The sequence below is a fragment of the Yersinia sp. 2466 StPb PI genome (assembly GCF_041538325.1).
GTDB classification, from domain to species: domain Bacteria; phylum Pseudomonadota; class Gammaproteobacteria; order Enterobacterales; family Enterobacteriaceae; genus Yersinia; species Yersinia enterocolitica_E.
The window spans coordinates 4,448,721-4,462,443 of sequence record NZ_JAULSL010000001.1 but is presented as its reverse complement, the minus strand read 5'-3'; the positions used below and the strand labels follow the sequence as shown (position 1 = coordinate 4,462,443).

The window sequence follows — 13,723 nt, the reverse complement described above, 5'->3', positions numbered from 1 at the left end:
AGACGGCAGACTCTTACAGCCGGGAGTCTGCTGGTGGTTCGCACTGGTCACAGGGGCGCTCAAATTTCGTTTTGAGCGCCTATCAGGTCTAACTCCGACAGGAGCCAATCCGTGAAAGACTTATTAAAGTTTCTGAAAGCGCAAACTAAGACCGAAGAGTTTGATGCGATCAAAATTGCTCTGGCATCGCCAGACATGATCCGTTCATGGTCGTTCGGTGAAGTTAAAAAGCCGGAAACCATTAACTACCGTACGTTCAAACCAGAACGTGACGGCCTTTTCTGTGCCCGTATCTTTGGCCCAGTAAAAGATTACGAATGCCTGTGCGGTAAGTACAAGCGTTTGAAACACCGTGGTGTTATTTGTGAGAAATGCGGCGTTGAAGTGACTCAAACCAAAGTGCGCCGTGAGCGTATGGGTCACATCGAACTGGCTTCTCCAACTGCGCACATCTGGTTTCTGAAATCGCTGCCATCCCGCATCGGTTTACTGCTGGATATGCCATTACGTGACATCGAACGTGTACTGTACTTCGAATCCTATGTGGTTGTTGAAGGCGGTATGACCAACCTGGAACGTCGTCAGATCCTGACTGAAGAGCAGTATCTGGACGCGTTGGAAGAGTTTGGTGATGAGTTCGACGCGAAAATGGGCGCCGAGGCGATTCAGGCCCTGTTGAAAAACATGGATCTGGAAGCTGAGTGCGAGATCCTGCGTGAAGAATTGAACGAAACAAATTCTGAAACCAAGCGTAAGAAGCTGACTAAGCGTATCAAGCTGCTGGAAGCGTTCGTACAGTCTGGCAATAAGCCAGAGTGGATGATCCTGACCGTGCTGCCTGTGTTGCCGCCAGATTTGCGTCCATTGGTTCCGTTGGATGGTGGTCGTTTTGCGACTTCTGATCTGAACGATTTGTATCGTCGCGTGATCAACCGTAACAACCGTCTGAAGCGCCTGCTGGACTTGGCGGCTCCTGACATCATCGTACGTAACGAAAAGCGTATGCTGCAAGAAGCAGTAGATGCATTGCTGGATAACGGCCGTCGCGGTCGTGCGATTACCGGCTCTAACAAGCGTCCGTTGAAGTCACTGGCTGACATGATCAAAGGTAAGCAAGGTCGTTTCCGTCAGAACTTGCTGGGTAAACGTGTTGACTACTCAGGTCGTTCGGTTATCACCGTTGGTCCATACCTGCGTCTGCATCAGTGCGGTCTGCCTAAGAAAATGGCTCTTGAGCTGTTCAAACCGTTCATCTACGGCAAGCTGGAATTGCGTGGTCTTGCTACCACCATTAAAGCCGCCAAGAAGATGGTTGAGCGTGAAGAAGCTGTGGTTTGGGATATCTTGGATGAAGTTATCCGCGAACACCCAGTGCTGCTGAACCGTGCACCAACCCTTCACCGTTTGGGTATCCAGGCGTTTGAACCGGTTCTGATCGAAGGTAAGGCAATCCAGTTGCACCCATTGGTTTGTGCGGCATATAACGCCGACTTCGATGGTGACCAAATGGCTGTTCACGTACCGCTAACACTGGAAGCTCAGTTAGAAGCGCGTGCGTTGATGATGTCTACCAACAACATCCTGTCACCAGCGAACGGCGAGCCAATCATCGTTCCTTCTCAGGACGTTGTATTGGGTCTGTATTACATGACCCGCGACTGTGTTAACGCCAAAGGCGAAGGCATGGTTCTGACTGGCCCGAAAGAAGCTGAACGTATTTATCGTGGTGGCCTGGCATCGCTACATGCTCGCGTAAAAGTGCGTATTACTGAAGAAATTCGTAATGTCGAAGGCGAAAGCATTACGCGTACCAGCATCATCGATACGACAGTTGGCCGTGCTATTTTGTGGATGATCGTCCCGAAAGGCCTGCCTTACTCTATCGTGAACCAGCCGCTGGGCAAGAAAGCTATCTCCAAGATGCTGAACACCTGTTACCGCATCCTGGGCTTGAAGCCAACGGTTATCTTTGCTGACCAGATCATGTACACCGGTTTTGCTTACGCAGCACGCTCAGGCGCCTCTGTAGGTATCGATGACATGGTTATCCCAGAAGCGAAAGCAGGGATCATCGAAGAAGCTGAAACTGAAGTTGCCGAGATCCAGGAGCAGTTCCAATCTGGTCTGGTAACCGCAGGCGAACGTTATAACAAAGTGATCGATATCTGGGCCGCGGCTAACGAACGTGTTGCCAAGGCGATGATGGATAACTTGTCTGTAGAAGATGTTGTCAACCGTGACGGCGTTGTCGAACAGCAAGTGTCATTCAACAGCATCTTTATGATGGCCGACTCCGGTGCGCGTGGTTCTGCTGCACAGATTCGTCAGCTGGCAGGGATGCGTGGTCTGATGGCCAAGCCAGATGGTTCGATCATTGAAACGCCAATCACTGCGAACTTCCGTGAAGGTTTGAACGTACTTCAGTACTTCATCTCAACCCACGGTGCGCGTAAAGGTTTGGCGGATACCGCATTGAAAACTGCGAACTCCGGTTACCTGACCCGTCGTTTGGTTGACGTGGCACAGGATCTGGTGGTAACCGAAGACGATTGTGGTACCCATAACGGTATCGTGATGACCCCGGTTATCGAAGGTGGTGATGTTAAAGAGCCACTGCGCGATCGCGTTCTGGGTCGTGTGACCGCAGAAGAAGTTATCAAGCCGGGTACGGCTGATATTCTGGTTCCGCGTAACACCCTATTGGACGAAAAATGGTGTGATCTGTTAGAAGAAAACTCCGTCGACAGCGTTAAAGTTCGTTCAGTAGTAAGCTGTGAAACTGACTTTGGTGTGTGTGCAAACTGCTATGGTCGCGACCTGGCACGTGGTCACATCATCAACAAAGGTGAAGCAGTTGGTGTTATTGCAGCGCAGTCAATCGGTGAGCCGGGTACCCAGCTTACGATGCGTACGTTCCACATCGGTGGTGCGGCATCTCGTGCGGCAGCAGAGTCCAGCATTCAGGTTAAGAACAAAGGCAGCTTGAAACTGAGCAACGTCAAGTTCGTTACCAATGCAGCGGGCAAGCTGGTTATTACTTCTCGTAATACCGAGCTGAAGCTGATCGACGAATTCGGCCGTACTAAAGAAAGCTACAAAGTGCCTTACGGTGCTGTAATGGCTAAAGGCGATGGCGCAGAAGTCCAGGGCGGCGAAACCGTTGCTAACTGGGATCCGCACATCATGCCAGTTGTGACCGAAGTGAGCGGTTTCATTCGCTTCGCGGACATGGTTGACGGCCAGACCATTACCCGCCAGACCGACGAACTGACTGGTTTGTCTTCTCTGGTAGTACTGGATAGTGCAGAGCGTACCGGTAGCGGTAAAGACCTGCGTCCGGCACTGAAAATCGTTGACGCCAAAGGCGACGATGTATTGATCCCAGGTACTGATATGCCTGCTCAATACTTCCTGCCAGGTAAAACGATTGTACAGCTGGAAGACGGCATTCAGATCGGTGCGGGTGATACCCTGGCGCGTATTCCTCAGGAATCAAGCGGTACCAAGGATATTACCGGTGGTCTGCCACGTGTTGCTGACTTGTTCGAAGCACGTCGTCCGAAAGAGCCTGCAATCCTGGCTGAAATCAGCGGGATCATCTCGTTCGGTAAAGAGACCAAAGGCAAACGTCGTCTGGTTATCTCACCGTTGGATGGTAGCGATGCATACGAAGAGATGATTCCGAAATGGCGTCAGCTCAACGTGTTCGAAGGTGAAATTGTAGAACGCGGTGACGTGGTCTCCGATGGCCCAGAATCTCCACATGACATTCTGCGTCTGCGTGGCGTTCACGCAGTTACCCGTTACATCACTAACGAAGTGCAGGAAGTTTACCGTCTGCAAGGCGTTAAGATTAACGATAAACACATCGAAGTTATCGTTCGTCAGATGTTGCGTAAAGGCACCATCGTTGATTCAGGTAGCACTGACTTCCTGGAAGGCGAGCAGGCAGAAATGTCTCGCGTTAAAATCGCTAACCGTAAGCTGGCAGCCGAAGGCAAAATCGAGGCTACGTTCACGCGTGACCTGCTGGGTATCACCAAGGCATCCTTGGCGACCGAGTCCTTCATCTCTGCGGCTTCGTTCCAAGAAACCACGCGCGTTCTTACTGAAGCGGCAGTTGCCGGTAAACGTGATGAACTGCGTGGCCTGAAAGAAAACGTAATCGTGGGCCGTCTGATCCCAGCCGGTACCGGTTACGCTTATCATCAGGATCGTGCACGCCGTAAAGCTCTGGGTGAAGTTCCCGTTGTACCGCAAGTTAGCGCGGATGAAGCAACGGCTAACCTGGCTGAATTGCTTAATGCCGGTTTTGGTAACAGCAAAGACTAATCTCTTTGTTGTTCACCAACGTAAAAACCGCTCCTTACGGGGCGGTTTTTTTTTGCTTTTTTTAGGATTTAAACGGCCGGTTTATTGCAGAGAACGCCCTAAATGGCGATCCCAATCCTTCCACACCGGCTGTAACCCCGCCTGTGTCAATGCCAGTGCTACCTGCTCCGGTGTGCGATTATCATGCGGAGCAAATTGCTCAAGTTCTGGATGATTATTTGCATACCCACCAGGCTGAGTTTTGGAACCCGCACTGACATTATTAATCGCGACCGGAATGACATTGTCGCGGAAGAAAGGTGATTCACGGGTAGATAGCGACAGTTCCACATCCGGGGCAAACAATCTAAAAGCACAGATCAATTGCAGCAGTTGCGGCTCACTCATCAGAGATGCAGGCTCGATACCGCCCGCACAAGGTCGTAGTCGTGGAAACGAAATAGAGTAGCGACTTTGCCAATAGGTCTGTTGCAGATAAAACAGATGCTCCGCCAGCATATAACAGTCCGTGCGCCAACTATTAGACAGCCCGATCAACGCACCTAGTCCGATCTTGTCGATCCCAGCCCGACCGAGACGATCTGGGGTTGCCAGTCGCCAGTGAAAATCTTGCTTGTGCCCGCGCAAGTGATGTTGCTGGTAAGTCGCTGGGTGATAGGTTTCCTGATAAACCATCACACCGTCTAATCCCAACGTTTTTAGCTCCGCATACTCTTCTTGCGCCAATGGTTGAACTTCCATCATCAGTGAACTGAATCGGCTACGGATGACTGGGAAGTGACGACGAAAGTAATCCATTCCTACTTTTGCCTGATGTTCACCAGTGACCAGTAGCAGATGTTCAAAGCCTAGCGCTTTGATAGCATCACACTCACGGATGATTTCTGCTTCATCTAAGGTTTTGCGCTTGATGCGATTGCTCATCGAGAAACCACAATAAGTGCAATCATTAGCACACAGATTAGAAAGGTAGAGCGGCACATAAAAACTCACCGTGTTACCAAAACGCTGGCGGGTTAATTGTTGAGCCTTCTGCGCCATCGGTTCGAGATAAGCCAGTGCTGCGGGCGAAATCAACGCCATTAAGTCGCCGCGATTCGGTTTGACGGCATTAATGGCCCGTTCAACATCAGCGGCGGTTTTACTGTTAATACGCAGAGAAATATCATCCCAATCTAATTGTTGCCAGTGTTGGCTGAAATCTTCAGACATGATGCTCCTCCTCTAACTGGCTGAGAAAGCCAGTCAGTGGGCTGGTGGCAATGGCCTTGCCAAACTGTTGGTTGCCAAGCCCCGCCTGACGCGCCAATTCACCGGATTCAACCGCCAAACGGAAAGCATGCGCCATGTGTACGGGTGAGCGTGCCACGGCAATTGCGGTATTGACCAGCACGGCATCAGCTCCCAATTCCATTGCCTCAAGCGCATGGCTTGGCGCACCAATTCCAGCATCGACTACCACGGGCACTTTGGCCTGCTCGATAATGATTTGCAGAAAGTCGCGGGTACGTAAGCCCAAATTTGAGCCAATCGGTGCACCCAATGGCATGACGGCAGCGCAGCCTGCTTCTTCCAGCCGCTTGCACAATACCGGGTCCGCACCACAGTAAGGCAAAACAACAAATCCCTCTTTCACCAGTATTTCGGCGGCTTTCAGGGTTTCTATTGGGTCAGGCAGTAAATACTTCACATCGGGATGAATTTCCAATTTTATCCAATGGGTACCCAGCGCTTCACGCGCCAGACGGGCGGCAAATACAGCCTCTTGCGCAGTTTTGGCCCCCGAGGTATTAGGCAGCAAACGCACACCTAATTGTTGCAAGGGCGCAAGAATTGCATCGTTCCCTGCCCGTAAATCAACCCGTTTCATCGCCATAGCAATCAGTTGTGACCCCGAGGCGCGCAATGCTTCCAGCATTAGTTCCGGGGTGGAGAATTTTCCCGTACCGGTAAATAAACGTGAGGTAAAAGTGGTATCGGCGATCTTCAGCATGTCAGCCCCCGGCAATCGCTTGGAATAGCAAAATGTTATCACCCGCGTGTAACTGGCATTTTTCCCAGTCAGTGCGGGGGACGATGACCTGATTAATTGCCAGAGCCGTACCCGGCTGGTGGCGTTTGAGCTGATTGAGCAGCATTGCCGCAGTGATATTGCTCACCACTTCTAATGGCTGATCATTGAGCACAATCTGTATATAACCCGTTTTCACTGTGCACCTCCGCAGGCAGGGCAATGCTTGGCCCGAGTCAGTTGCAGGGTGCTCCAGCTCTGCTGCTTGCCATCGAATAAGCGTAATTTCCCGCTCAGTGCCGACGGCAGTCCTGCCAACATCTTGATGGCCTCCAGTGCTTGCAAGGTACCAATGACGCCGACCACCGGCCCCAATACGCCAGCAGTACGGCAGTTACGTTGTGGTAATTCTTTATCGGGATATAGACAGGCGTAGCAGCCTTGAGAATAAGGCGGTTCAATCACCAGCAATTGCCCGCTGAATCCCACGGCACTACCGCTAATTAATGGTTTTTGTGCAGTGATACAGGCTGAATTTACCTGATGGCGCGTCTCCATGTTGTCGCTGCAATCCAGCACCAAATCAGCGTTAGCTACCGCATCGGCCAATGCCGCACCTAGCAGCCGCGTATCAAATGGGACAATTTCAATCAACGGATTGAGGCTTTGCAAATGACGTTGGGCTAACCGTGCTTTACTTTGATTAGCTGAGGATGTTTGGCTGATATCTGTGGTGCGATACAGGATTTGGCGCTGTAAATTGGTCAGTTCCAGTTGGTCATCATCAGCCAGTAATAGCTTACCGACACCGGCTGCCGCCAAATAGAGCGCAGCAGGCGAACCAAGGCCGCCAAGGCCGATAATCAGCACACAGGCACTTTTCAGCTTCAACTGGCCCTCAGGGCCGATATCCTCCAGTAATAACTGGCGGCTGTAGCGCAAGAATTCGCTGTCACTCAACTCATACTTGTTTGTCATCAGCCAGCTCCTTGCCCTCAATCAGGTGCAGTAATTGTGCTGTTGCCTGCTGCCAATCGTCACTCAGGGTAATGGCACTGACGACCGCTACACTACCGACACCCGTGGCCAGGACCGCCGGTACGCGCTCAATGCTGATACCGCCGATGGCAACGGTCGGGTAGCCTGGCGTGTTGTCGACCATCTGCTTGAGTACCGTCAACCCTTGTGGTGATGACGGCATTTGCTTGGTTTGTGTGGGGAAGATGTGGCCCATGGCGATATAAGAGGGCCGGACAGCTTTAGCTATCGCCAGTTCCTGCTCATCATGGGTTGATACGCCCAGCCGTAATCCAGCTTGCTGAATCGCGGCCAAGTCGGCTGTTTCCAAATCTTCCTGACCCAGATGAACACCATAGGCACCATGCTTAATCGCCAGCCGCCAATAATCATTGATAAATAAGCGTGCCTGATAGCGTTTGCCTAACGCTATGGCAGCGGCAATGTCTTGTTCTACCTGCGCATCATCTAACTCTTTGATACGTAGTTGTATTGTGGTTACACCTGCGGCAAGCAGGCGCTCTATCCAAAGTAGGCTATCGACGACGGGATAGAGACCAAGACGCTGTACCGTCGCAGGGAAACCTTTCTTTGCAGAAAATGAGGCATGATTAGACAGGTTCATTATTGGCCTCGCTCTTGAGGTTAACGGGGCTGTGATACAGCTCGCTGCCGCGAGAGCGGAACTCCGCTGACATCTGTTCCATACCTGATTGTAAAATTTCGATCGGTTGGGCTGCTGTTTCTTGTGTCGCTGCTAGCTCTTGCGTCACAGCCTGTTCTTGCGTAGCGGCATAGTCGCGGACTTCCTGAGAGATTTTCATCGAGCAGAATTTCGGCCCGCACATTGAGCAGAAGTGGGCCACTTTGCCGGACTCCTGCGGCAGGGTTTCGTCGTGATAGGCTCGTGCGGTTTCTGGATCAAGCGCCAGATTGAACTGATCTTCCCAGCGGAATTCAAAGCGCGCTTTCGACATGGCATTATCGCGGATCTGCGCACCGGGGTGGCCTTTGGCCAAATCTGCGGCATGGGCGGCGATTTTATAAGTAATAAGTCCTTGTTTCACATCCTCTTTATTAGGCAGGCCAAGATGTTCTTTCGGTGTGACGTAACACAGCATGGCACAACCGAACCAGCCAATCATGGCCGCCCCAATACCTGACGTGAAATGGTCATAACCCGGCGCAATATCCGTGGTTAGCGGGCCTAAGGTATAGAATGGTGCTTCATGGCAGTGTTCCAACTCTTCCGTCATATTGCGGCGAATCATCTGCATCGGCACATGACCGGGGCCTTCAATCATCACCTGCACATCATATTCCCAGGCGATTTTGGTCAATTCACCCAAGGTATGCAGTTCAGCGAACTGGGCTTCATCATTGGCATCCTGGATGGAACCAGGGCGCAGACCATCACCCAGTGACAGTGAGACATCATAGGCAGCACAGATCTGGCAGATTTCGCGAAAATGCTGATACAGGAAGTTTTCCTGATGATGGGAAAGGCACCACTTCGCCATAATTGAACCGCCACGGGAGACGATACCGGTCAAGCGTTTGGCAGTCATCGGCACATAACGCAGCAACACACCGGCATGGATAGTAAAGTAATCCACCCCTTGCTCGGCCTGCTCCAACAGCGTGTCACGGAACATTTCCCAGGTTAGGTTCTCAGCCACACCATTTACTTTTTCTAATGCCTGATAGATAGGAACGGTACCAATAGGGACCGGGCTGTTACGTAGGATCCATTCACGGGTTTCATGGATATAGCGGCCAGTGGACAGGTCCATCACGGTATCGGCACCCCAGCGGGTTGACCACACCAGCTTTTCTACTTCTTCTTCGATGGAGGAGGTCACCGCAGAGTTACCGATATTGGCGTTCACTTTCACTAAAAAGTTACGACCAATAATCATCGGCTCAGATTCTGGGTGGTTTATATTGGCGGGAATGATAGCTCGGCCCGCCGCCACTTCCTGACGTACAAATTCGGCAGTGATATTTTCTGGCAGGTTAGCGCCAAAAGCCTGTCCTGGATGCTGCTGGCGTAGTACCTCACCACGAATACGTTCACGGCCCATATTTTCTCGCAGCGCGATAAACTCCATCTCTGGCGTGATGATACCCTGACGGGCGTAATGCAGTTGGGTGACGCATTTGCCTGTGATGGCTTTCTTCGGGTGTGGCAGATGCTCAAAACGCAAATGATCCAAGCCTTCGTCGGCCAAACGTTGTTGGGTGAAGCCAGAGCTGACAGAGGTCAGTGCGGCGCTATCCTGGCGTTCAGCTATCCAGCTATCGCGTAATTTGGGTAACCCGCTGTGAACATCCAGTTTGGCATTTGAGTCACCATATGGGCCGGAAGTGTCATACACCGGGATGGCTTCGTTATCTTCATAGCGTGGTGCGTCTTTGCCACCGCCAATCAGTGTCGGACTGAGCTGGATTTCGCGCATCGGTACCAGAATATCTGGCCGTGAGCCTTGTAGGTAAATACGTTGGGAGTTGGGGAAAGTGACACCTTGCAAAGTATCAATAAACTGTTGAGCTTGTTCACGTTGTTGTTTACGTGGAAGTTGTTTACGTGGAATAGGTTTACGTGGGCGTGATGAACTTTTAGTGGTTGTATTATTAGACATAGCAATTCCTACCAGTGTGGTTTATAGGGAAAATTGCTTGTCTGGAGCTTGGCGGGAGTAACGATGTTGGCCAGTAACCGGCAGCTACCTGTAAGGATAAAGACCGGGCCTGTAGCGATAAATTACTCTTGTTCCCTTCGCGGGTATTAACCCGATCAGGTTCCGCGGATCCCGAATTAACGGTCTCAGCCTGCGTTTGCTTTCCTAAGAAAACAGGTGCTAGGCACTCCGACAAGAAACCCCAGTATATGAGGTTGAATTAAAACTACAAGCCCGTGCTGTTCAGCGGGCTATTTTACCGGCCCTGTTTGAATAACTGGCTGGGCGGCTTGCCATGACTCGGCTGCCCATTGAATCAATTGATCTTCCAAGCGGAAACGGGCATCAAGGGCTTCGCCGATATCAGATAATGCTTGTTGAAACTCGATACAACTGTCCTGATCGATCTCAATGTTGGTATAACGATCATGGAATGTCATGATCGTTTGAGTATTATTTTTTAACGCAGGATACACTTTGGTCGTCAGCGCCATTTTTGGGCTAGACGCGCCTTCCACCTGTTTGATAATTCTGTCATAGATATGAAAATGCCCGGAAGAGAGATAATCCACTAAATTATGGCAAAAGTTCTCCAGCGCTTTTTCGTTAAGCGGGGTATGCTTTTCTTTTTGCGGCTTAATACCGATCACTGTGCAATATGAAACTAACAGTTCTTTACGCGCATGAAGCCATTGATCAATTAATTCATTACTGCCGCCAACGCGTTGAGTCAGGCTTTCTAGTCGGTTGAGCATGAACGACTCCGTGAGTAAGGAAAAGTAATAGTGGGTTACAAAAATGTAACAAGCCGGATTCTAGATTGCCAGTGAAGTCGAGGTTGTGCAACAACGATATGGAACTACAACTTACAGGTAAAGAAAGTGGCTGGTGGATTGTCAGTCATGAAAACAAATTATGGTTGCCGAAAGGGGAGTTACCACAAGGTAATGCCGCTAATTGGTCATTGCAGGGCGCAGCGGCAAGGCAAATCGGTGAATGGCAAGGGCAGGCGGTATGGTTGATCCGTCAGATGATGTCTACTGATATGGGTTCCGTGCGGCAATTACTGGATGTGGATCGCGGCTTGTTCCAATTGGCTGGGCGTGGTGTGCAACTGGCAGAGTTTTATCGTTCTCACCGTTTTTGTGGTTATTGCGGTCACCAAATGCAGGCCAGCCGTTCCGAGTGGGCTTGTCTGTGTAATCACTGCCGTGAGCGCTATTACCCACAAGTCGCCCCTTGTGTGATTGTTGCCATTCGCCGTGATGATGAAATTTTATTGGCGCAGCATGTACGGCATCGTGGCGGCATTAATACCGTATTGGCAGGCTTTGTCGAAGTGGGTGAGACTCTGGAGCAGGCGGTTTCCCGTGAAGTTTTAGAAGAAAGTAATATTCACATTAAAAATCTGCGCTACGTAACATCACAGCCTTGGCCGTTCCCCCATTCACTGATGATGGCGTTTATGGCCGAGTATGACAGTGGTGAATTGCGACATGACCCTAAAGAGCTGCTAAATGCCGGTTGGTATCGTTATGACCAATTGCCATTACTGCCGCCGCCAGGCACCGTAGCACGACGATTAATTGAAGATACCGTGGTGTTATGCCGCGAGCACCGTGAGTTGATCTAATCAGAAGGGAGTGCTGAAGCGCTAACCTCATAGCCGACGCAGTTTAAACCCCACGAGAGTGAGTCATTATCACGCCCTTAATAGCGGCGGCAGTTAGCAGGAAAGTATTATCTGACATGCTACAATATGGTCCGCTAAAAGATGGCCGCCAGATAATTAAGGGAGCTCCACCATGAATGAGTTGAAAAACGATCGCTATCTGCGAGCCTTATTGCGTCAACCGGTAGATGTAACGCCGGTATGGATGATGCGTCAGGCGGGCCGTTATTTGCCGGAATATAAAGCTACCCGTGGGGTTGCCGGGGATTTTATGTCGCTGTGCAAAAATGCGGAACTGGCTTGTGAAGTGACGATGCAGCCATTACGTCGCTATCCATTGGACGCCGCGATTCTGTTTTCAGACATTCTGACCATCCCCGATGCTATGGGGCTGGGGCTCTATTTTGAAACCGGTGAAGGCCCACGCTTCCAATCCCCGATTACTTGTCGCGCCGACGTCGAAAAGTTACCCATTCCCGACCCAGAAGAGGAATTAGGTTATGTGATGAACGCGGTAAGAACCATTCGCCGTGAGCTGAAAGGTGCGGTGCCATTAATTGGTTTTTCCGGCAGCCCATGGACGCTGGCAACCTATATGGTTGAAGGTGGTAGTAGCAAAGCGTTTACCAAACTGAAGAAAATGATGTATGCCGAGCCGCAAACTCTGCATCTGCTACTGGATAAACTGGCCGATAGCGTCATCTTGTATCTCAATGCGCAAATCAAAGCTGGCGCTCAATCTGTGATGGTGTTTGATACTTGGGGCGGGGTACTGACTGGGCGTGATTATCTTGAATTCTCCTTGAACTACATGCATAAAATCGTCGATGGCCTGATCCGTGAAAACGACGGGCGTCGGGTGCCGGTGACCTTGTTCACCAAAGGTGGCGGGCAATGGCTGGAAGCAATGGCTGCTACCGGTTGTGATGCATTAGGGTTGGATTGGACCACGGATATCGGCGATGCGCGCCGTCGGGTGGGTGATAAGGTCGCTCTGCAAGGCAATATGGACCCCTCTGTGCTATACGCACCACCTGCCCGTATTGAGCAGGAAGTGAGTACTATTCTCGCAAGTTTTGGCCAGGGTGAAGGGCATGTGTTTAATCTGGGGCACGGCATTCATCAGGATGTCCCGCCAGAACATGCAGGGGCTTTTGTTGATGCAGTGCATACATTATCAAAGCCTTATCATCAAAACTAATCGCTTATACCCAAAGTCATTGGGGCGGCAGGTAACCGTACTGTAGCTTCAAGCTCGAGGGAGGTTGGCCGATGATAGATACCAAAGCGTTACGGGCAGAACAGTTACAACGAGCATCTGAAATTATTCTTCACGATGATTTTGATAGTGGGTCAGTGCACTTTATTGCCGGTGCGGATGTTGGTTTTGAGCAGCAGGGGGAGATTACCCGTGCTGCTATCGCGATTTTGCGTTATCCCTCGCTAGAACTGGTGGAATATCAGGTTGCCCGCGTGGCAACTTCACTGCCGTATATCCCCGGTTTACTCTCTTTCCGTGAATATCCTGCATTATTAGCCGCCTGGGGGCAGTTGCAGCAACGGCCTCAACTGGTGTTTGTTGATGGGCAAGGTATCGCACATCCGCGTCGTTTAGGCGTTGCCAGCCATTTTGGGCTGTTGGTTGATGTCCCGACCATTGGTGTCGCCAAAAGTCGCCTGTGTGGGCACTCTCTGCCGCTAGAGAGCGATAACGGCGCATTACAACCACTCATTGATGGTGATGAGCAACTTGGCTGGGTGTGGCGTAGCAAAGTCCGTTGCAATCCACTGTTTATCTCGCCCGGTCATCGGGTCAGTGTTAGCAGTGCTTTGGCGTGGGTACAGGCTTGCATGGCGGGCTACCGTTTGCCTGAGCCAACCCGTTGGGCTGATGCTATCGCCTCAAACCGCCCGCAATTTCAGCGTTGGGTGCGGAAAAATCCTGATTTACTTGGCAACCATAGGGATATGATTTAATTTCGGGTACACTGCCGCGCAGATAATGAATAA

The 13,723-nt window shown here is 51.0% G+C and carries 11 protein-coding genes and 1 riboswitch; of the genes, 4 read left to right on the top strand and 7 right to left on the bottom strand.

What is annotated here, in order from left to right; translation table 11 throughout:
• The first annotated feature begins 111 nt into the window (after positions 1 to 111).
• Positions 112 to 4,332, top strand: coding sequence for a DNA-directed RNA polymerase subunit beta' (gene rpoC / locus Q2T72_RS20130; protein ID WP_005192331.1), 4,221 nt, complete (start codon positions 112 to 114; stop codon positions 4,330 to 4,332).
• An 81-nt stretch (positions 4,333 to 4,413) separates the two neighbouring features.
• On the opposite strand, the gene thiH is transcribed toward rpoC, so the two are convergent.
• The 7 genes from thiH to rsd all read right to left on the bottom strand — a co-directional run bounded on the left by thiH (position 4,414) and on the right by rsd (position 10,796).
• Positions 4,414 to 5,544, bottom strand: coding sequence for a 2-iminoacetate synthase ThiH (gene thiH, locus Q2T72_RS20125; protein ID WP_372569735.1), 1,131 nt, complete (start codon positions 5,542 to 5,544; stop codon positions 4,414 to 4,416).
• On the bottom strand, positions 5,537 to 6,325 hold the full coding sequence (locus Q2T72_RS20120) for a thiazole synthase (protein WP_372569734.1): 789 nt from the start codon (positions 6,323 to 6,325) through the stop codon (positions 5,537 to 5,539). Before Q2T72_RS20120 ends, thiH begins: the two co-directional genes overlap by 8 nt.
• A 1-nt stretch (position 6,326) precedes the next feature.
• Positions 6,327 to 6,542: a sulfur carrier protein ThiS gene (gene thiS / locus Q2T72_RS20115; RefSeq protein ID WP_083162059.1), complete on the bottom strand. Its 216-nt coding sequence runs from the start codon at positions 6,540 to 6,542 to the stop codon at positions 6,327 to 6,329.
• Positions 6,539 to 7,321 carry a ThiF family adenylyltransferase gene (locus Q2T72_RS20110; RefSeq protein WP_372569733.1) on the bottom strand — a complete coding sequence of 261 codons (783 nt, stop codon included), beginning with the start codon at positions 7,319 to 7,321 and terminating at the stop codon, positions 6,539 to 6,541. The genes thiS and Q2T72_RS20110 overlap by 4 nt, the downstream gene beginning before the upstream one ends.
• Positions 7,305 to 7,985, bottom strand: a complete 681-nt coding sequence (gene thiE / locus Q2T72_RS20105) for a thiamine phosphate synthase (protein WP_083162063.1) — start codon at positions 7,983 to 7,985, stop codon at positions 7,305 to 7,307. Before thiE ends, Q2T72_RS20110 begins: the two co-directional genes overlap by 17 nt.
• Entirely contained in the window at positions 7,972 to 10,002 is a 2,031-nt protein-coding gene (gene thiC, locus Q2T72_RS20100) for a phosphomethylpyrimidine synthase ThiC (protein ID WP_372569732.1), read from the bottom strand. Before thiC ends, thiE begins: the two co-directional genes overlap by 14 nt.
• 115 nt (positions 10,003 to 10,117) lie before the next feature.
• A riboswitch (TPP riboswitch) is annotated at positions 10,118 to 10,243 on the bottom strand.
• A gap of 49 nt (positions 10,244 to 10,292) precedes the next feature.
• On the bottom strand, positions 10,293 to 10,796 hold the full coding sequence (gene rsd / locus Q2T72_RS20095) for a sigma D regulator (protein WP_083162065.1): 504 nt from the start codon (positions 10,794 to 10,796) through the stop codon (positions 10,293 to 10,295).
• Positions 10,797 to 10,894: 98 nt separating this feature from the next.
• Here rsd and nudC point away from each other — a divergent pair, with 98 nt between their 5' ends.
• From nudC to nfi, 3 genes are all read left to right on the top strand, one after another.
• Entirely contained in the window at positions 10,895 to 11,674 is a 780-nt protein-coding gene (nudC, locus tag Q2T72_RS20090; RefSeq protein ID WP_083162067.1) for an NAD(+) diphosphatase, read from the top strand.
• 172 nt (positions 11,675 to 11,846) lie between these two features.
• A complete protein-coding gene (gene hemE / locus Q2T72_RS20085) occupies positions 11,847 to 12,914 on the top strand; it encodes a uroporphyrinogen decarboxylase (RefSeq protein ID WP_372569731.1) in 1,068 nt (355 codons plus the stop codon).
• Positions 12,915 to 12,985: 71 nt separating this feature from the next.
• Positions 12,986 to 13,690: a deoxyribonuclease V gene (gene nfi / locus Q2T72_RS20080; protein ID WP_372569730.1), complete on the top strand. Its 705-nt coding sequence runs from the start codon at positions 12,986 to 12,988 to the stop codon at positions 13,688 to 13,690.
• Positions 13,691 to 13,723: the final 33 nt, after the last annotated feature.

Bases quoted from the DNA above. Each gene is read 5' to 3' on its own strand.
- thiC (WP_372569732.1), bottom strand. From the start codon at position 10,002: ATGTCTAATAATACAACCACTAAAAGTTCATCACGCCCACGTAAACCT.
- Q2T72_RS20110 (WP_372569733.1), bottom strand. From the start codon at position 7,321: ATGACAAACAAGTATGAGTTGAGTGACAGCGAATTCTTGCGCTACAGC.
- Q2T72_RS20120 (WP_372569734.1), bottom strand. From the start codon at position 6,325: ATGCTGAAGATCGCCGATACCACTTTTACCTCACGTTTATTTACCGGT.
- nudC (WP_083162067.1), top strand. From the start codon at position 10,895: ATGGAACTACAACTTACAGGTAAAGAAAGTGGCTGGTGGATTGTCAGT.
- hemE (WP_372569731.1), top strand. From the start codon at position 11,847: ATGAATGAGTTGAAAAACGATCGCTATCTGCGAGCCTTATTGCGTCAA.
- thiH (WP_372569735.1), bottom strand. From the start codon at position 5,544: ATGTCTGAAGATTTCAGCCAACACTGGCAACAATTAGATTGGGATGAT.
- thiE (WP_083162063.1), bottom strand. From the start codon at position 7,985: ATGAACCTGTCTAATCATGCCTCATTTTCTGCAAAGAAAGGTTTCCCT.
- nfi (WP_372569730.1), top strand. From the start codon at position 12,986: ATGATAGATACCAAAGCGTTACGGGCAGAACAGTTACAACGAGCATCT.
- rsd (WP_083162065.1), bottom strand. From the start codon at position 10,796: ATGCTCAACCGACTAGAAAGCCTGACTCAACGCGTTGGCGGCAGTAAT.